The sequence below is a fragment of the Stenotrophomonas sp. ISL-67 genome, from assembly GCF_018612915.1.
In the GTDB taxonomy this organism is placed as follows: Bacteria; Pseudomonadota; Gammaproteobacteria; order Xanthomonadales; family Xanthomonadaceae; genus Stenotrophomonas.
Genome location: NZ_JAGGRL010000001.1, coordinates 1 through 17,317 on the forward strand (window position 1 = coordinate 1; position 17,317 = coordinate 17,317).

Annotated in this window: 29 protein-coding genes; all 29 read left to right on the top strand. The window is 62.7% G+C overall.

Features of this window, described 5'->3' with window-relative positions; genetic code table 11:
• Positions 1 to 401 precede the first annotated feature (401 nt).
• Complete coding sequence (rpsJ, locus tag J7J08_RS00010) at positions 402 to 713, top strand: 30S ribosomal protein S10 (RefSeq protein ID WP_010341589.1); 312 nt, start codon at positions 402 to 404, stop codon at positions 711 to 713.
• Positions 714 to 724: 11 nt separating this feature from the next.
• A complete protein-coding gene (gene rplC / locus J7J08_RS00015) occupies positions 725 to 1,375 on the top strand; it encodes a 50S ribosomal protein L3 (protein WP_214900299.1) in 651 nt (216 codons plus the stop codon).
• Positions 1,376 to 1,387: 12 nt separating this feature from the next.
• On the top strand, positions 1,388 to 1,993 hold the full coding sequence (gene rplD, locus J7J08_RS00020; protein ID WP_214900301.1) for a 50S ribosomal protein L4: 606 nt from the start codon (positions 1,388 to 1,390) through the stop codon (positions 1,991 to 1,993).
• Positions 1,990 to 2,289 carry a 50S ribosomal protein L23 gene (gene rplW / locus J7J08_RS00025; protein WP_068854553.1) on the top strand — a complete coding sequence of 100 codons (300 nt, stop codon included), beginning with the start codon at positions 1,990 to 1,992 and terminating at the stop codon, positions 2,287 to 2,289. Before rplD ends, rplW begins: the two co-directional genes overlap by 4 nt.
• Before the next feature lie 10 nt (positions 2,290 to 2,299).
• Positions 2,300 to 3,127, top strand: a complete 828-nt coding sequence (rplB, locus tag J7J08_RS00030; protein ID WP_214900304.1) for a 50S ribosomal protein L2 — start codon at positions 2,300 to 2,302, stop codon at positions 3,125 to 3,127.
• A gap of 6 nt (positions 3,128 to 3,133) precedes the next feature.
• Entirely contained in the window at positions 3,134 to 3,403 is a 270-nt protein-coding gene (gene rpsS / locus J7J08_RS00035; RefSeq protein WP_017355409.1) for a 30S ribosomal protein S19, read from the top strand.
• A gap of 12 nt (positions 3,404 to 3,415) precedes the next feature.
• Positions 3,416 to 3,751: a 50S ribosomal protein L22 gene (gene rplV, locus J7J08_RS00040; protein WP_017355410.1), complete on the top strand. Its 336-nt coding sequence runs from the start codon at positions 3,416 to 3,418 to the stop codon at positions 3,749 to 3,751.
• Between the two features lie 17 nt (positions 3,752 to 3,768).
• On the top strand, positions 3,769 to 4,503 hold the full coding sequence (gene rpsC / locus J7J08_RS00045; RefSeq protein WP_214900307.1) for a 30S ribosomal protein S3: 735 nt from the start codon (positions 3,769 to 3,771) through the stop codon (positions 4,501 to 4,503).
• A gap of 5 nt (positions 4,504 to 4,508) precedes the next feature.
• Positions 4,509 to 4,922 (top strand): 50S ribosomal protein L16, encoded by a 414-nt coding sequence (rplP, locus tag J7J08_RS00050; protein ID WP_068849463.1) that lies wholly within the window; start codon positions 4,509 to 4,511, stop codon positions 4,920 to 4,922.
• Positions 4,922 to 5,107, top strand: coding sequence for a 50S ribosomal protein L29 (gene rpmC / locus J7J08_RS00055; protein WP_214900310.1), 186 nt, complete (start codon positions 4,922 to 4,924; stop codon positions 5,105 to 5,107). Before rplP ends, rpmC begins: the two co-directional genes overlap by 1 nt.
• Before the next feature lie 11 nt (positions 5,108 to 5,118).
• Positions 5,119 to 5,388, top strand: coding sequence for a 30S ribosomal protein S17 (rpsQ, locus tag J7J08_RS00060; RefSeq protein WP_214900320.1), 270 nt, complete (start codon positions 5,119 to 5,121; stop codon positions 5,386 to 5,388).
• Between the two features lie 13 nt (positions 5,389 to 5,401).
• A complete protein-coding gene (rplN, locus tag J7J08_RS00065) occupies positions 5,402 to 5,770 on the top strand; it encodes a 50S ribosomal protein L14 (RefSeq protein ID WP_214900331.1) in 369 nt (122 codons plus the stop codon).
• A gap of 16 nt (positions 5,771 to 5,786) precedes the next feature.
• Positions 5,787 to 6,104: a 50S ribosomal protein L24 gene (gene rplX, locus J7J08_RS00070; RefSeq protein WP_017355416.1), complete on the top strand. Its 318-nt coding sequence runs from the start codon at positions 5,787 to 5,789 to the stop codon at positions 6,102 to 6,104.
• Positions 6,105 to 6,115: 11 nt separating this feature from the next.
• Complete coding sequence (gene rplE, locus J7J08_RS00075; RefSeq protein ID WP_214900341.1) at positions 6,116 to 6,658, top strand: 50S ribosomal protein L5; 543 nt, start codon at positions 6,116 to 6,118, stop codon at positions 6,656 to 6,658.
• A gap of 18 nt (positions 6,659 to 6,676) precedes the next feature.
• Positions 6,677 to 6,982: a 30S ribosomal protein S14 gene (gene rpsN, locus J7J08_RS00080; RefSeq protein WP_214900344.1), complete on the top strand. Its 306-nt coding sequence runs from the start codon at positions 6,677 to 6,679 to the stop codon at positions 6,980 to 6,982.
• Positions 6,983 to 7,201: 219 nt separating this feature from the next.
• Complete coding sequence (rpsH, locus tag J7J08_RS00085) at positions 7,202 to 7,600, top strand: 30S ribosomal protein S8 (RefSeq protein ID WP_214900347.1); 399 nt, start codon at positions 7,202 to 7,204, stop codon at positions 7,598 to 7,600.
• An 18-nt stretch (positions 7,601 to 7,618) separates the two neighbouring features.
• Positions 7,619 to 8,146: a 50S ribosomal protein L6 gene (gene rplF, locus J7J08_RS00090; protein WP_214900353.1), complete on the top strand. Its 528-nt coding sequence runs from the start codon at positions 7,619 to 7,621 to the stop codon at positions 8,144 to 8,146.
• Positions 8,147 to 8,232: 86 nt separating this feature from the next.
• Positions 8,233 to 8,586 (top strand): 50S ribosomal protein L18, encoded by a 354-nt coding sequence (gene rplR, locus J7J08_RS00095; RefSeq protein ID WP_019186158.1) that lies wholly within the window; start codon positions 8,233 to 8,235, stop codon positions 8,584 to 8,586.
• Positions 8,587 to 8,744: 158 nt separating this feature from the next.
• Positions 8,745 to 9,287 (top strand): 30S ribosomal protein S5, encoded by a 543-nt coding sequence (rpsE, locus tag J7J08_RS00100; RefSeq protein ID WP_038690276.1) that lies wholly within the window; start codon positions 8,745 to 8,747, stop codon positions 9,285 to 9,287.
• Positions 9,280 to 9,471, top strand: coding sequence for a 50S ribosomal protein L30 (gene rpmD, locus J7J08_RS00105; RefSeq protein ID WP_214900355.1), 192 nt, complete (start codon positions 9,280 to 9,282; stop codon positions 9,469 to 9,471). The genes rpsE and rpmD overlap by 8 nt, the downstream gene beginning before the upstream one ends.
• Before the next feature lie 4 nt (positions 9,472 to 9,475).
• Positions 9,476 to 9,919 carry a 50S ribosomal protein L15 gene (rplO, locus tag J7J08_RS00110; RefSeq protein WP_068849476.1) on the top strand — a complete coding sequence of 148 codons (444 nt, stop codon included), beginning with the start codon at positions 9,476 to 9,478 and terminating at the stop codon, positions 9,917 to 9,919.
• A 3-nt stretch (positions 9,920 to 9,922) separates the two neighbouring features.
• Positions 9,923 to 11,278 carry a preprotein translocase subunit SecY gene (gene secY, locus J7J08_RS00115; RefSeq protein WP_214900357.1) on the top strand — a complete coding sequence of 452 codons (1,356 nt, stop codon included), beginning with the start codon at positions 9,923 to 9,925 and terminating at the stop codon, positions 11,276 to 11,278.
• 363 nt (positions 11,279 to 11,641) lie between these two features.
• The gene (gene rpsM, locus J7J08_RS00120; protein WP_017355426.1) at positions 11,642 to 11,998 is read left to right on the top strand and encodes a 30S ribosomal protein S13; all 357 of its coding nucleotides are present in this window, start codon (positions 11,642 to 11,644) and stop codon (positions 11,996 to 11,998) included.
• Between the two features lie 12 nt (positions 11,999 to 12,010).
• Complete coding sequence (gene rpsK, locus J7J08_RS00125) at positions 12,011 to 12,400, top strand: 30S ribosomal protein S11 (RefSeq protein WP_017355427.1); 390 nt, start codon at positions 12,011 to 12,013, stop codon at positions 12,398 to 12,400.
• 14 nt (positions 12,401 to 12,414) lie between these two features.
• Positions 12,415 to 13,044: a 30S ribosomal protein S4 gene (rpsD, locus tag J7J08_RS00130; protein WP_068849480.1), complete on the top strand. Its 630-nt coding sequence runs from the start codon at positions 12,415 to 12,417 to the stop codon at positions 13,042 to 13,044.
• A 55-nt stretch (positions 13,045 to 13,099) separates the two neighbouring features.
• Positions 13,100 to 14,098, top strand: a complete 999-nt coding sequence (rpoA, locus tag J7J08_RS00135) for a DNA-directed RNA polymerase subunit alpha (RefSeq protein WP_068849481.1) — start codon at positions 13,100 to 13,102, stop codon at positions 14,096 to 14,098.
• 194 nt (positions 14,099 to 14,292) lie between these two features.
• A complete protein-coding gene (gene rplQ, locus J7J08_RS00140; RefSeq protein ID WP_068849483.1) occupies positions 14,293 to 14,679 on the top strand; it encodes a 50S ribosomal protein L17 in 387 nt (128 codons plus the stop codon).
• A gap of 638 nt (positions 14,680 to 15,317) precedes the next feature.
• Complete coding sequence (locus J7J08_RS00145) at positions 15,318 to 15,830, top strand: disulfide bond formation protein B (protein ID WP_214900364.1); 513 nt, start codon at positions 15,318 to 15,320, stop codon at positions 15,828 to 15,830.
• A 19-nt stretch (positions 15,831 to 15,849) separates the two neighbouring features.
• The gene (locus tag J7J08_RS00150; RefSeq protein ID WP_214901532.1) at positions 15,850 to 17,241 is read left to right on the top strand and encodes a 3-deoxy-7-phosphoheptulonate synthase class II; all 1,392 of its coding nucleotides are present in this window, start codon (positions 15,850 to 15,852) and stop codon (positions 17,239 to 17,241) included.
• Positions 17,242 to 17,317: the final 76 nt, after the last annotated feature.

Sequence of the window (17,317 nt, forward strand, 5' to 3'; positions counted from 1 at the left end):
GCGCTTCGCGATTCGTGAAGGTGGCCGTACCGTCGGCGCCGGCGTGGTCTCCAAGATCATCGCGTAATCTGCTAGACTCTGCGCCCCGATGTTGCCTGGGTAGGGCATCGGGGTTGCAAAAAAACGGGAAAAGAGGCGCAGGACGCACCTCGTGTTCCCCAGACCAGGAAGGGTCGCGCCATTCAGGCAGTGTCAACAGGTCCCCTGTTGACCGCCGCGTTGTATGCGCGCTATACTTTTTGTCTGGGCAGATCGGGAGACCGGTCTGCCTCGATTTTTGAGGTCTACGGAAAGATCTTGTCGCCGCGCAGGAATGTGCGGCGTCTGCATTCAGGATTTTCATGGGACAAGGCAACCCAGAGGCCTTGTCCGTCGCTCTTTTAACGAAGGAACCTACCGCCATGGCGGACCAAAAGATCCGGATTCGGTTGAAGGCGTTCGATCATCGTTTGATCGACCGTTCGGCCAGCGAGATCGTTGAAACGGCAAAGCGGACCGGCGCGCAAGTGCGTGGCCCGATCCCGCTGCCGACCAAGATCGAGCGTTACACCATTCTCGTCTCGCCGCACGTCGACAAGGACGCGCGTGACCAGTACGAGACCCGCACGCACAAGCGCGTGCTCGATATCGTCGATCCGAACGACAAGACCGTGGACGCGCTGATGAAGCTCGAACTGGCTGCCGGCGTCGACGTTCAGATCAAGCTGACCTGAGGACTACGACCATGACGAAGAAATATTCGTTGGGCTTCGTGGGCCGCAAGGCTGGCATGAGCCGCGTGTTTACCGAAGATGGCCAGGCCATCCCGGTGACCCTGATTGAAGCCACCCCGAACCGCATCGCGCAGATCAAGACCGTCGAAGCTGACGGCTACAGCGCCGTGCAGGTGACTGTCGGCGCGCGTCGCGCTGCCCTGGTCAACAAGCCGGAATCCGGCCACTTCGCCAAGGCGAAGGTGGAAGCGGGTCGCGGCTTGTGGGAATTCCGCGTTGAAGACGCGCAGCTCGGCGATTTCGCCGTTGGCGGCGAAGTCAAGGCGGACATCTTTGAAGTTGGCCAGAAGGTCGACGTCCAGGGTGTCACCAAGGGTAAGGGCTTCCAGGGCACCATCAAGCGCTACAACTTCCGTATGGGCGATGCAACCCACGGTAACTCGCTGTCGCATCGCGCGCCGGGTTCACTGGGCCAGCGCCAGACCCCGGGTCGCGTTTTCCCGGGCAAGAAGATGTCGGGCCACATGGGTGCCGTGCAGCAGAGCACGCAGAACCTGGAAGTTGTCAAGGTCGACGTCGAGCGCGGTCTGATCGCGATTCGTGGCGCCGTGCCTGGCGCTGCAGGTGGTGACGTGATCGTGCGTCCGGCTAGCAAGGCATAAGGAGAGATGACGATGGAACTCGTTATCACGGGTAGCAACAACAAGGTCTCGGTCTCCGATGCCGTGTTCGGTCGCGATTTCAGCGAAGATCTGGTCCACCAGGTCGTCGTCGCCTATCGCAACGCCGGCCGCGCCGGCACCAAGGCACAGAAGACTCGCTCTGAAGTGGCTGGTACCACCAAGAAGTCGAAGAAGCAGAAGGGCGGCGGTGCGCGTCATGGCGCGCTGACGGCTCCGATCTTCGTCGGCGGCGGTGTCACCTTCGCGGCCAAGCCGCGCAGCTTCGAGCAGAAGGTCAACCGCAAGCAGTACCGTGCCGCCATGTGCGCGATCCTGTCCGAGCTGAACCGTCAGGGCCGTCTGACCATCGTGGAGTCCTTCGATGTCGAAGCGACCAGCACGAAGGCTCTGATCGCCAAGCTGGCCGGCCTGGAAGTGGGCAAGCGCCCGCTGATCGTCACCGAGGAAGCCACCGAGCACCTGTACCTGTCGGCCCGCAACATTCCCTACGTGGAAGTGCGTGACGTGCAGGGTCTGGACCCGGTGTCGCTGGTCGGTGCCGACACGGTCGTCATCACCGCTGACGCGGTCAAGAAGGTCGAGGAGTGGCTGGTATGAACAGCAACGAAAAAATCTTCAGCGTGCTGCGTGCTCCGCGAGTCTCCGAAAAGACCGCGCGCCTGCAGGAACATTCCAACCAGTATGTCTTCGAGATCTCGAACGAAGCGACCAAGGCCGACGTGAAGGCCGCGGTAGAGCAGTTGTTCGACGTCAAGGTCGAAGCGGTCAACGTGCTGAACGTGAAGGGCAAGAACAAGTCCTTCCGTAACCGCACCGGCCGCCGCGGCGATTGGCGCAAGGCGTACGTGCGTCTCGCCGATGGCCAGTCCATCGATGTAACGGCCAAGGCCTGAGGTACATCCCATGCCATTGATGAAATTCAAGCCCACTTCCCCCGGCCGCCGTTCGGCCGTGCGCGTGGTTACGCCCGATCTGCACAAGGGCGCACCGCACGCAGCGTTGCTGGAGCCGAAGAGCAATACCGGTGGTCGTAACCACCACGGTCGCATCACCACCCGTCACGTGGGCGGTGGTCACAAGCAGCATTACCGTCTGATTGACTTCAAGCGCAACAAGGAAGGCATTCCGGCGCGCGTGGAACGCATCGAATACGATCCGAACCGCACCGCCCATATCGCCCTGCTGTGCTACGTCGACGGCGAGCGCCGCTACATCATCGCACCGAAGGGCCTGAAGGCCGGTGACCAGGTGATCGCGGGTTCGGATGCGCCGATCAAGACCGGCAACACCCTGCCGCTGCGCAACATCCCGGTCGGTACCACCATCCACGGCATCGAACTGAAGCCGGGCAAGGGTGCCCAGATCGCGCGTGCCGCCGGCGCTGCCGTGCAGCTCGTCGCTCGTGAAGGCGTCTTCGCCACCCTGCGCCTGCGCTCGGGTGAAATGCGCAAGGTGCCGGTCGAGTGCCGCGCCACCATCGGTGAAGTCGGCAACGACGAACACAACCTGGAAAAGCTGGGCAAGGCTGGCGCGAAGCGCTGGCGCGGTGTCCGCCCGACCGTTCGTGGTGCTGCCATGAACCCGGTTGACCACCCGCACGGTGGTGGTGAGGCGAAGGCCGGCCAGGGTAATCCGCATCCGGTCACCCCGTGGGGTGTTCCGACCAAGGGTTACAAGACGCGCAAGAACAAGCGCACCCAGCAATTCATCGTCCGCGATCGTAGGGGCTAATCGACCATGGCACGTTCACTCAAGAAGGGCCCGTTCGTCGATCACCACCTCGTCAAGAAGGTGGAGGCCGCTGCGGGTAGCAAGAAGCCGATCAAGACCTGGTCGCGCCGTTCGATGATCCTGCCGGAAATGGTAGGCATCACCATCGCCGTTCATAACGGTAAGAACCACGTTCCGGTGCTCGTCAACGAGAACATGGTCGGCCACAAGCTCGGCGAATTTGCCATCACCCGGACCTTCAAGGGTCACGGTGGTGACAAGAAGTCGGGCAAGTAAGGAGAGATGACAATGGAAGCGAAAGCAATCCTGCGCTCCGCGCGCATCTCTGCGCAGAAAGCCCGCCTGGTCGCTGACCAGGTGCGCGGCCTGCCGGCCGAGCGTGCGGTAAACCTGCTGAAGTTCTCGGACAAGAAGGCTGCCCACCTGATCAAGAAGGTGGTGGAGTCGGCTATTGCCAATGCCGAGAACAACCAGGGCGCCGACGTCGACGAGCTGAAGGTTCAGACCATCATGGTAGATGAAGGTCCGACCCTGAAGCGTTTCATGGCGCGGGCGAAAGGCCGCGGCACCCGCATCCTCAAGCGCACCAGCCACATCACTGTGGTTGTGGGCGCCGGCAAGTAAGCGGAAAGGAAAACACCATGGGTCATAAAGTTCATCCGATTGGTATCCGCCTCGGCATCTCCAAGGACTGGAACTCCAAGTGGTACGCCAACAAGGCCGAGTTTGCTGGTTATCTGGCAGCCGACCTGAAGGTGCGGGAAATGCTGCGCAAGAAGCTCGCGCAGGCCGGCATCAGCAAAATCCTCATCGAACGTCCGGCGAAGACCGCCCGCGTGACGATCCACACCGCCCGTCCGGGCGTGGTGATCGGCAAGCGTGGTGAGGACATCGAGAAGCTGCGCAAGGAAGTGAGCGAAATGATGGGCGTCCCGGCGCACATCAACGTCACCGAAGTGCGCAAGCCCGAGCTGGACGCACAGCTGGTTGCCGAGTCGATCGCGCAGCAGCTGGAGCGTCGCATCATGTTCCGCCGCGCCATGAAGCGCTCGGTCGGCAACGCGATGCGCCTCGGTGCCCTGGGCATCAAGGTCAACGTGGGTGGCCGCTTGAACGGTGCTGAAATCGCCCGTTCGGAGTGGTACCGCGAAGGCCGCGTGCCGCTGCACACGCTGCGTGCCGACATCGACTATGGCTTCGCTGAAGCCAAGACGACCTACGGCATCATCGGCATCAAGGTCTGGATCTACAAGGGCGAGGTTTTCGATTTCTCCCAGGTTGGCCAGGAAAAGCAGGACGACTCCCCGTCGCGCAACGATCGTAACGATCGCGGCGACCGCGGTGACCGTCAGCGCCCGGCTCGTGAAGCGAGGTAACGACAATGTTGCAACCCAAGCGAACCAAGTACCGCAAGGTACACAAGGGCCGTAACGATGGCCTGAGCTGGAGCGCCAACGCTGTCAGCTTCGGCGAGTACGGCCTCAAGGCAACCGCCCACGGTCAGCTGACCGCGCGCCAGATCGAAGCGGCTCGCCGTTCGATCAGCCGCTACGTCAAGCGCGGCGGCAAGATGTGGATCCGAGTGTTCCCCGACAAGCCGATCACCAAGAAGCCCATCGAAGTCCGAATGGGTTCTGGTAAGGGCAACGTGGAGTACTGGGTAGCCCAGATCCAGCCCGGCCGCATGATCTATGAAATTGAAGGTGTGGGCGAAGACGTGGCACGCGAGGCGTTCCGCCTGGCAGCTGCCAAGCTCTCCGTGACCACCACTTTCGTGACCCGGACGGTGATGTGATGGATATCAAACAACTTCGCGAAAAGTCGGCTGACGATCTGAAGTCCCACCTGACCGATCTGCGTAAGGAGCAGTTCTCGCTCCGCATGCAGCAGGTCACCGGGCAGCTGCCGAAGACTCACGAAACCCGCCGGGTCCGCCGCGAGATTGCTCGCGTCAAGACCCTGCTCGGCAGCAACAAGTAAGGATGGCCGCGATGAGCGAAACTACTGAAAACAAGACGCTGCGCACGGTCCAAGGCCGTGTCGTCAGCAACAAGATGGACAAGACGGTCACCGTGCTGGTGGAACGCCTGGTCAAGCATGCCCTGTACGGCAAGTACCTGAAGCGTTCGACCAAGCTCCACGCGCATGATGCCGATAACGCCTGCAACGAAGGCGACGTCGTGCTGGTGACCGAGATTGCTCCGATGTCCAAGACCAAGAACTGGCGCGTGGTGGAAGTCATCACGCGTGCGGCTCAATAAGGAGATCTGAATCATGATCCAGATGCAGAGCTACCTCGAGGTCGCGGACAATTCCGGTGCCAAGGAAGTGATGTGCATCAAGGTGCTGGGCGGCTCCAAGCGTCGCTACGCGCACATCGGTGACATCATCAAGGTCACCGTGAAGGATGCAATTCCGCGCGGCAAGGTCAAGAAGGGTGAAGTGTTCGACGCCGTCGTGGTGCGTACCCGCAAGGGTGTGCGTCGCGCCGATGGCTCGCTGATCCGTTTCGACGCCAATGCCGCTGTCCTGCTCAACAACAAGCAGGAGCCGATCGGCACCCGCATCTTCGGACCGGTGACGCGTGAACTTCGCAACGAGAAGTTCATGAAGATCGTCTCGCTCGCTCCCGAAGTGCTGTGAGCGACAGGAGATAATCATGGCTAACCGTATCAAGAAGGGCGACCAGGTCGTCGTCAACACCGGCAAGGACAAGGGCAAGCAGGGCGAAGTCGTCCGCGTCGACGGCGATCGTGTGATCGTTGCCAACGTGAACATCGTCAAGCGCCACACCAAGCCGAACCCGCAGGCAGGCGTTGCCGGCGGCGTGGTCGAGCGTGAAGCGTCGATCCATATCTCCAACGTGAATGTGCTCAACCCGGCTTCGGGCAAGGGCGAGCGCGTTGGCTTCAAGGTGCTGGAGGATGGACGCAAACTGCGTGTGTTCCGCTCCAGCGGTGAGGCGCTCGACGCCTGAGGAATGAGAAGATGAGTTCCCGTCTCGAAAAGTTCTACCAGGAAGAAGTGGTGCCGGCGCTGATGAAGCAGTTCGGCTACACCAATCCGATGCAGGTCCCGAAGCTGGTCAAGGTCACCCTGAACATGGGTGTCGGCGAAGCGGCGACCAACAAGAAGATCCTGGAAAATGCCGTCGCCGACATGGCCAAGGTCTCCGGCCAGAAGCCGATCGTGACCAAGTCCCGCGTCTCGGTGGCTTCGTTCAAGATCCGCGATGGTTGGCCGATCGGCTGCAAGACCACGCTGCGTCGCGCCAAGATGTATGAGTTCCTGGATCGCCTGATCAACGTCTCGCTGCCGCGCGTGCGCGACTTCCGTGGTGTCTCGGGTCGTTCCTTCGACGGTCGCGGCAACTTCAACATGGGTGTGAAGGAACAGATCATCTTCCCGGAAATCGACTTCGACGCTGTCGACGCGATCCGCGGCATGGATATCGCCATCACCACCACCGCCAAGACCGATGCGGAAGCAAAGGCGCTGCTCGCAGCGTTCAAGTTCCCGTTCCGTAACTGATACGTCGAGGAATCCGAAATGGCAAAGACCTCCATGGTCAACCGCGACCTGAAGCGTGCGAAGCTGGCCGTCAAGTACGCCGGCAAGCGTGAAGAGCTGAAGAAGATCATCTCCAGCGCGACCGCTTCGTACGACGAAAAGGCCGAGGCAGTGGTCAAGCTGCAGAAGCTGCCGCGCGATTCGTCGCCGAGCCGTCACCGCAACCGTTGCGAGCTCTCGGGCCGCCCGCGTGGCGTGTACAGCAAGTTCGGCCTCGGTCGCAACAAGCTGCGTGAAGCCACCATGCGTGGCGACGTGCCGGGCCTGCGCAAGGCCAGCTGGTAAGGGATTCGTCCCTGCAGCACGGGGTGGGCCTGTTCAGGTCACCCCGACGTGAAGAGTCCGACCCCGGTCGGGCTCTTTTTGTCGTATACTCCCGCGTCTCACCCGGCGGCAAGGGGTGGGGTAGGGCGCTGTAATAACTAGAACGTCGGGCCGCAAGGCCCATTCCAAAAAGCAAGATTTTCGCGAAAGCGGATATCGGTGCACTCAAAGGTATCGACTATGAGCATGACTGATCCCATCGCCGACCTGCTGGTACGCATCAAGAATGCGGCCGCGGTTGGCAAGCAGACGGTGAAGGCACCGTCCTCCAAGATCAAGGTTGCAATCGCAGAAGTGTTGAAGGCCGAAGGCTACATCACCGACCTGCGCGTGACCCCGATCGAGAACAACAAGGCCGAGCTTGAAATCGTCCTGAAGTATTTCGAGGGCAAGCCGGTCATCGAGACCCTGAAGCGCTTCTCGCGTTCGGGTCTGCGCCAGTACCGTGGCAAGTCCGAGCTGCCGAAGGTCCTCAACGGCCTGGGCATCTCCATCATTTCCACCTCCAAGGGCATCATGACTGATGCGCAGGCGCGCCAGTTGGGCGTCGGCGGCGAAGTCCTGTGCTTCGTGGCCTAAGGCGAGAAGGAGAAACTTATGTCCCGCGTAGCCAAGAAGCCGGTCAACCTGCCCAAGGGCGTTGAACTGAACATCCAGCCGGAATCCGTCAGCGTGAAGGGCCCGAAGGGCACCCTGGTGCTGCCGAAGGTTGCTGGCGTTGAAATCTCCGTTGCAGACGGCGTTGCAAGCCTGTCCGCCAGCAATGACGACCTGCTGGCCCTCACCGGCACGGTGCGCGCCATCCTGGCCAACATGGTCAAGGGCGTCACCGATGGCTTCGAGCGCAAGCTTGAGCTGGTTGGCGTGGGTTACCGCGCTGCCATGCAGGGCAAGGACCTGAACCTGTCGCTCGGGTTCTCGCATCCGGTTGTTTACGTGGCGCCGGAAGGCATCACGCTGTCGACCCCGACCCAGACCGAAATTCTGGTCCAGGGCACCGACAAGCAGCTGGTGGGCGAAGTTGCCGCCAAGATCCGCGCTTACCGCAAGCCGGAGCCCTACAAGGGCAAGGGTGTGAAGTACGCCGGCGAAGTCATCATTCGTAAGGAAGCCAAGAAGGCGTAAACGCGAGTCCCTCGCAAGAGCCCGCACATCCATGTGCGGACTTTCAACGGGAAAAGCCAAGCCTTCAGCTTTCAAGGAAAAAGATCATGAACAAGAACATTGCTCGCCTGCGTCGCGCCAAGTCCACCCGTGCACACATCCGTGTCCTCGGCGTGCCGCGTCTGTCGGTGCTGCGCACCGGTCAGCACCTGTACGCCCAGGTCTTCACCGCCGACGGCTCCAAGGTGCTGGCTGCCGCCAACACCACCCAGGCCGACGTCAAGGAAGGCCTGAAGAACGGCAAGAACAGCGACGCCGCCGCCAAGGTCGGCAAGCTGGTTGCCGAGCGCGCCAAGGCTGCGGGCATCGAGAAGGTCGCTTTCGACCGCTCGGGCTACCGCTACCACGGCCGCATCAAGGCACTGGCCGATGCAGCCCGCGAAGGCGGCCTGCAGTTCTAAGGGATAAGGAAGCGGGGCTGGTCCCCGCTTCCGCCTGCCTGCCGGCACGGGTTGTGCCGGGCGACGTCCCTCTTCTGCAGGGGCTCTCGATCCACCGCGTCATTCCACAGCTATAAGCGGCCCTGAGCCGTACATACCCAATCAATCAAGGAATCAACATGGCAGAAGAACGTCAGCAGCGGGGTCGCGATCGCGACCGTAACCGCGAAGAGAAAGTCGACGACGGCATGATCGAGAAGCTGGTCGCGGTAAACCGCGTCAGCAAGACCGTCAAGGGTGGTCGTCAGTTCACCTTCACCGCACTGACCGTGGTCGGTGACGGCGCAGGCAAGGTCGGTTTCGGTTACGGCAAGGCGCGTGAAGTGCCGGTCGCCATCCAGAAGTCGATGGAGCAGGCTCGCAAGAACCTGGCCGACGTCGATCTGAACAACGGCACCCTGTGGCACCCGGTCAAGTCCGGCCACGGTGCAGCCCGCGTGTTCATGATGCCGGCTTCGGAAGGTACGGGCGTCATCGCCGGTGGTGCCATGCGCGCCGTGCTGGAAGCCGTTGGCGTCAAGAACGTGCTGGCCAAGGCCGTCGGTTCGCGCAACCCGATCAACCTGGTTCGCGCCACGCTGAAGGGTCTGTCGGAAATGCAGTCGCCGGCCCGCATCGCGGCCAAGCGCGGCAAGAAGGTGGAGGATCTCAACCATGGCTGATGACACCGTCAAGACCGTCAAGGTCCGTCTGGTTGGCGGCCTGCGTGGCACCCAGTCGCGTCACCGCCTGTCGGTGCGTGCCCTGGGCCTGAACAAGCTCAACGATGTGCGTGTCCTGAAGGACAGCCCGCAGGTTCGCGGTCTGATCAACAAGGTCCACTACCTCGTCAAGGTTGAGGAATAATCCAATGACCCTGCATCTCAATGAACTGAGCCCGGCACCGGGCGCGCGCAAAGAGCGCACCCGCGTCGGCCGTGGTATCGGCTCCGGCCTGGGCAAGACCTGTGGCCGCGGCCACAAGGGTTCTTTCGCCCGTAAGGGTGGCGGCAAGATCAAGGCAGGCTTCGAAGGCGGCCAGACCCCCATGCAGCGTCGTCTGCCGAAGGTCGGTTTCCGTTCCAAGATTGCCAAGGACACTGCCGAAGTGCTGTCGTACCACTTGGATCGCCTGGAAGCTGGCGAGATCGATTTCGCCGCGCTGCGCGCTGCGAAGCTGGTCCCGAGCACGGCCAAGCAGGCCAAGATCGTCATGAAGGGTGGCCTGACCAAGGCCTTCACCCTGAAGGGCATCGCAGCAACGGCCGGTGCCAAGGCCGCGATCGAAGCTGCCGGCGGCAGCGTACAGGAGTAAGACATGGCGCAAGCTGGCATTGGTAACCTGGGCGGCGGGCTCGGCAAGTTCACGGAACTTCGCCAGCGTCTGCTGTTCGTCGTCGGGGCGTTGATCGTCTACCGCATCGGCTGTTATGTGCCGGTGCCGGGCGTCAATCCCGATGCCATGCTTGCGCTCATGCAGGCGCAGGGCGGCGGCATCGTGGACATGTTCAACATGTTCTCGGGCGGCGCCCTGCACCGTTTCAGCATTTTCGCGCTGAACGTGATGCCGTACATTTCGGCATCCATCGTGATGCAGCTGGCGGTCCACATCTTCCCGGCGCTCAAGGCGCTGCAGAAGGAAGGTGAGTCCGGCCGTCGCAAGATCACCCAATATTCCCGCATCGGCGCCGTGTTGTTGGCGGTGGTGCAGGGCGGCAGCATCGCGCTGGCGCTGCAGAACCAGCTGTCCCCGACTGGCGCGCCGGTCGTTTACGCGCCGGGCATGGGCTTCGTGCTCACCGCCGTGGTCGCGTTGACCGCCGGTACCATCTTCCTGATGTGGGTCGGCGAGCAGGTCACTGAGCGCGGCATCGGCAACGGTGTGTCGCTGATCATCTTCGCCGGCATCGTGGCGGGCCTGCCGACTGCGGTCATCCACACCTTCGATGCCTTCCGCGAAGGCAACCTGCAGTTCATCCAGCTGCTGCTGATCGCGCTGGTGGTGTTGGCCTTCACCTTCTTCGTGGTGTTCGTCGAACGCGGCCAGCGCCGCATCACGGTGAACTACGCACGTCGCCAGGGTGGCCGCAACGCGTACATGAACCAGACCTCGTTCCTGCCGTTGAAGCTGAACATGGCGGGCGTGATCCCGGCCATCTTCGCCTCCAGCATCCTGGCGTTCCCGACCACGCTGGCCATGTGGTCCGGCCAGGCCAGCTCGGCCACCTGGCTGCAGAAGGTGGCCAACGCCCTGGGTCCTGGCGAGCCGCTGCACATGATTGTGTTCGCTGCGCTGATCAGTGGTTTCGCGTTCTTCTACACCGCGCTGGTATTCAACTCGCAGGAAACCGCCGACAACCTGAAGAAGTCGGGCGCGCTGATTCCGGGCATCCGTCCGGGCAAGGCTACTGCCGATTACATCGACGGCGTGCTGACCCGCCTGACCGCAGCCGGCTCGGCCTACCTGGTGATCGTCTGCCTGCTGCCGGAAATCATGCGCACGCAGCTGAACGCGTCCTTCTACTTCGGCGGCACCTCGCTGCTGATCGTGGTGGTGGTGGTGATGGACTTCATTGCGCAGATCCAGGCGCACCTGATGTCGCACCAGTACGAGAGCCTGTTGAAGAAGGCCAACCTGAAGGGCGGCAACCGCGGCGGTTTTGCCCGCGGCTGATTGGCCTGTTACACTATCGTCTTCCTGACGTGATGGTCCTCCGCTTCGCGGACCTGGCCACACAAACGAAGGGCGGCCCCCGCAGCGGTTCCGGGTGGGGGTGAGATCGGGTCGTCCCGCGCGGGAGTAGCGCGGGCGGCGCCGGAAGAAGGCTCGAAAGGGTCGTTTTCCGGAGTCAACCTGATCCGGCGCCGGAGCCTGGGCACACTCCCTGGGCCGGGTCCATGAAACCTTTCAGGTTTCACGGGCTTCCATGTAAACCGGAACCTTGTTAGTATCGCTAGTTCACTTTTTTGATCCATCCTGCCGGATCGGCGCGCCTTGGGTGCGCTGTCGGCCATCACTCAGCTGGAGAACCGCGTCATGGCGCGTATTGCAGGCGTCAACCTGCCAGCCCAGAAGCACGTCTGGGTCGGGTTGCAAAGCATTTACGGCATCGGCCGTACCCGTTCGAAGAAGGTCTGCGACGCTGCAGGCGTGACCTCGACCACCAAGATCCGCGATCTGTCGGAGCCGGAAATCGAGCGTCTGCGCTCGGAAGTGGCCAAGTACATCGTGGAAGGCGATCTGCGCCGTGAAATCGGTATCGCGATCAAGCGCCTGATGGACCTGGGCTGCTACCGCGGTCTGCGTCACCGCCGCGGCCTGCCGCTGCGTGGTCAGCGCACCCGTACCAACGCCCGCACCCGCAAGGGCCCGCGCAAGGCGATCAGGAAGTAAGGGACCTAAGAAATGGCTAAGCCCGTCGCTAAGACCAAGAAGAAGATCAAGCGCGTCGTCACTGACGGCGTTGCCCACGTCCACGCTTCTTTCAACAACACCATCGTGACCATCACCGACCGCCAGGGCAACGCTCTGTCGTGGGCGACGTCCGGTGGCGCTGGCTTCCGCGGTTCGCGTAAGTCCACCCCGTTCGCTGCCCAGGTGGCTGCCGAGAAAGCCGGCCGCGCCGCGCTGGATTACGGCGTCAAGTCCCTGGAAGTCCGCATCAAGGGCCCGGGTCCGGGTCGTGAGTCGGCCGTGCGCTCGCTGAACAACGTGGGCTACAAGATCACCAACATCATCGACGTGACGCCAATCCCGCACAACGGGTGCCGTCCGCCGAAGAAGCGTCGCGTCTAAAGGAGCGATAAGAAATGGCTCGTTATATCGGTCCTACCTGTAAGCTCGCCCGCCGCGAAGGCGCCGACCTTTCCCTCAAGAGCCCGGCCCGTGCGCTGGACTCCAAGTGCAAGCTGGAGCAGAAGCCCGGCCAGCACGGCGCGACCGCCCGCAAGGGCAAGCTGTCCGACTACGCCACCCAGCTGCGTGAAAAGCAGAAGGTCAAGCGTATCTACGGTCTGCTGGAGCGTCAGTTCCGCAACTACTACAAGAAGGCCTCGACCAAGAAGGGCAACACCGGCGAGAACCTGCTGCAGCTGTTGGAAACCCGCCTGGACAACGTCGTCTATCGCATGGGCTTCGCTGTGACCCGTCCGGCTGCGCGTCAGCTGGTCTCGCACCGCGGTGTCACTGTGAACGGCAAGTCGGTCAACCTGGCTTCGTACCAGGTCAAGGCTGGCGACGCTGTCGCTCTGTCCGAGAAGGCTGCCAAGCAGCTGCGCGTTCAGGAAGCCCTGACCGTGTCCAAAACGCATGACCTGCGCCCGACGTGGATCGAAGTGGATGCCGACAAGTTCGCTGGCATCTTCAAGGCCGTGCCGGATCGTTCGGACCTGCCTGCGGATATCAACGAAGCGCTGATCGTCGAGTTGTATTCGAAGTAATTCACATTGGAGAGCCCCCGGCGACGGCCGGGGGTTCACTAGGAGAACCCGCAACATGACGGTTACCGCCAACCAGGTTCTGCGTCCTCGTGGTCCGCAGATCGAACGCCTTACCGACACCCGCGCCAAGGTCGTTATCGAACCCTTGGAGCGTGGTTACGGGCATACGCTGGGCAACGCCCTGCGTCGCGTGCTGCTGTCGTCCATCCCGGGCTTCGCCATCACGGAAGTTGAGATCGACGGCGTACTGCACGAGTACACCACGCTCGAAGGCCTGCAGGAGGACGTTCTCGAAGTCCTGCTCAACCTGAAGGACGTGGCAATCCGTATGCACACCGGTGACAGCGCAACCCTGTCGCTGTCCAAGCAGGGTCCGGGTGTCGTGACTGCTGCCGATATCAAGGTCGACCACAACGTCGAGATCCTCAACACGGATCATGTCATCTGCCACCTGACCAAGGACACGGCAGTCAACATGCGTTTGAAGATCGAGCGTGGTTTCGGCTATCAGCCGGCGGCTGCGCGTCGTCGTCCGGATGAAGAAACCCGTGCCATCGGTCGTCTGGTCCTGGACGCCTCGTTCTCGCCGGTCCGTCGCGTCGCCTATTCGGTGGAAGCGGCCCGCGTCGAACAGCGTACCGACCTGGACAAGCTGGTGCTGGACATCGAAACCAACGGCACGATCGATGCCGAGGAAGCCGTGCGCACCGCCGCCGACATCCTCAGCGATCAGCTGTCGGTCTTCGGTGACTTCACCCACCGCGACCGCGGTGCAGCCAAGCCGGCCAACAACGGTGTGGATCCGGTGCTGCTGCGCCCGATCGACGATCTGGAACTGACCGTGCGTTCGGCCAACTGCCTCAAGGCCGAGAGCATCTACTACATCGGCGATCTGATCCAGAAGACCGAAGTGGAACTGCTCAAGACCCCGAACCTCGGCAAGAAGTCGCTGACCGAGATCAAGGAAGTCCTCGCCCAGCGCGGTCTTTCGCTCGGCATGAAGCTGGAGAACTGGCCGCCGGCCGGTGTCGCCCAGCACGGCATGCTCGGCTGATCCAGCGCCACAGTTTTACCCCGCACCTTCGGGTGCGGGGGCTTTACCCGCAGTACCTCGCATCGACAGGCGCCAGCCTGCGGTGACGGTCGGCCAGGAGGGCCGGCACCGGACCATCCGCAGTCCAAGCAACAACGCCGGGAAGGCGACAGCGATACCCAACCGATCCAACATTCTTTCAAGGAACATCCGTCATGCGTCACATGAAATCCGGCCGCAAGTTCAGCCGTACCAGCGCTCACCGCGAAGCAATGTTCAAGAACATGGCCGCGTCGCTGTTCAAGCACGAGCTGATCAAGACCACCCTGCCGAAGGCCAAGGAACTGCGCCGCGTCGCCGAGCCGCTGATCACCCTGGCCAAGGTCGACTCCGTCGCCAACCGTCGTCTGGCCTTCGCGCGCCTGCGTGACAACGAAGCCGTCGGCAACCTGTTCACCACCCTGGGCCCGCGTTACGCGAACCGTCCGGGCGGCTACCTGCGTCTGTTGAAGTGCGGCTTCCGCGCCGGCGACAACGCGCCGATGGCCTACGTCGAACTGGTCGACCGTCCGGCCGCCGTGGCTGAAGCCGTCGAAGAATAATCGACGCGCTTTACCAGAGATTCTTCAGAGAACCCGGCCTTGTGCCGGGTTTTTTGTTGGGTTTGGTTTGGCATCCACGTCAACGTCAACGGCGCAGGTTGCTCGCTGCTCACTGCGGGGCCCCGGCCGGTGTGGGTTTGCGGGGGGCGCCGTGAACCCGTCCATGGGGGCTCTTACCAAACATCCATGTTTGGTAAAGCCCCCGCAAACCCACCCCGGCCGGTGCCCCCGACACCGGGTCGGTGGCCAAAGGGCCCATCGGCCGGGCGTGGGAGGCTGGCGCCTGAGATAGGCCGGGCACGCCCGGCCCGGCTTCGCCAACGGTAGAGCCGGGCCTTGCCCGGCTGCTGTTGCCCCCATGCGCACCGACCCACCGTCGGGGTCGCGACGGGGGCGGGTTTGCGGGGGCTTTGCGAAACATGGATGTTTCGCAAGAGCCTACACGGACGTATTCACGGCGCCCCCCGCAAACCCGCACCCGGCGCGGCCGGGCAGTGGACGTCTCAGCCGTGCAGCTGTTAGCGCAAACCCTGAAACACACCATATGGCCTACTAAGCCGATGTACGGCAAACGGCCGCAGCCAACACCGCACGGCTCCCTGTTAATCTTGGCGCCTGGACTAACAAGAGTGTTGGCAATGAATCCATTGCGCTGGAATTACCGCGCCCAGTTCCTGCTGGGGTTCCTGGTGTGTGCTGGCCTGCTGGGCTATGCGATCTTCCTGCAGCTGAAGATGGGGCTGGAGCCGTGCCCGCTGTGCATCTTCCAGCGCATCGCCTTCGCCGCCCTGGGCTTGTTGTTCCTGATCGGCGCGCTGCATGGCCCGCGGGATCGGCCCGGGCGGATCACCTATGGCGTGCTGGCCTTCATTGCCGCCGCCGTGGGCATCGGCATTGCCGGGCGCCATGTGTACGTGCAGCTGCTGCCGCAGGACATGGGCTCCAGCTGCGGCCCGCCGCTGTCGTTCCTCAGCGAGACCATGGGACCGTTCGAAGTGTTCCGTACCGTTCTGACCGGTACCGGCAACTGCGGCAACATCGACTGGCAGTTCCTGGGCCTGACCATGCCCATGTGGAGCCTGGTGTGGTTCACCCTGCTGGGCCTCTGGGCGCTGGTGGTCTCGTTCCGCCGTCCTGCCCGTCGCTACTGATCTTTTTTCTGCTGATTTACTGGATATTCCGATGACTGCCTCCGACCGTGCCACCCCCTCTGCCTCGCTGCCGACCGACTGGTCGCCGGAGAGCTGGCGCGGCCGGCCCGCGCTGCAGATGCCGACGTATCCCGATCCGGTGGCGCTGGATGCGTCCTTGCACGAGCTCAAGCGGCTGCCGCCGCTGGTGACGTCCTGGGAGATCCTTTCGCTCAAGCAGCAACTGGCCGACGCCCAGGAAGGCAAGCGTTTCCTGCTGCAGGGCGGCGACTGCGCCGAGAACTTCAGCGACTGCGAATCCGCCACCATCTCCAACCGGCTCAAGGTGCTGCTGCAGATGAGCCTGGTGCTCGTGCACGGCATGCGCAAGCCGGTGATCCGCGTCGGCCGCTTCGCCGGCCAGTATGCCAAGCCGCGTTCGGCCGATACCGAGACCCGCGATGGCGTGACCCTGCCCAGCTACCGCGGCGACGTGATCAACGCGCCCGAATTCACCGAGGCCGCGCGCCTGCCCGATCCGCGCCGCATGCTGCAGGCCCACGCGCACTCGGCCATGACCATGAACTTCGTGCGTGCCCTGATCGACGGTGGCTTCGCCGACCTGCACCATCCCGAGTACTGGAACCTGGAGTGGGTGCGGCATTCGCCGCTGGCCACCGATTACCAGAAGATGGTGTCGTCCATCGGCGATGCGGTGCGCTTCATGGAAACCCTGTCCGGCGCGCAGGTGTACAACCTCAACCGTATCGATTTCTATACCTCGCACGAGGCGCTGCTGCTCCCGTACGAGCAGGCACTTACCCGCCAGGTGCCGCGCCAGCATGGCTGGCTGAACCTGAGTACCCATTATCCGTGGATCGGCATGCGCACCGCCGCACTGGATGGTGCGCACGTCGAGTACCTGCGCGGCGTGCGCAATCCGATTGCGATCAAGGTCGGTCCTTCCGTGCAACCCGACCAGTTGCTGCGCCTGATCGACGTGCTCAACCCCGACGACGAGCCGGGCCGCTTGAGCTTCATCCATCGCATGGGCGCGGCGCAGATCGCCGACAAGCTGCCGCCGCTGCTGGATGCGGTCAAGCGCGATGGCCGTCGCGTGCTGTGGGTGTGCGACGCCATGCATGGCAATACCGAAAGCACCAGCAATGGGTACAAGACGCGGCGCTTCGACAACGTGCGCAGTGAAGTGGAGATGTCGTTCGACCTGCATGCCGCGGCCGGTACGCGGCTGGGCGGCGTGCACCTGGAGCTCACCGGTGAGGATGTCACCGAGTGCACCGGCGGCGCGCGCGAGTTGACCGAACGCGACCTTGAGCGCGCCTATCGTTCTTCGGTCGATCCGCGCCTGAACTATGACCAGTCGTTGGAGATCGCCATGGCGATCGTACGCAAGCAGGGCGGGGCGACCTGACAACCGTCGCGCAGGGTGTGGCTCTACGCCATGGTCATGTCGCCTTTGGCATGCTGGAACTCCTTTGTGATGAACA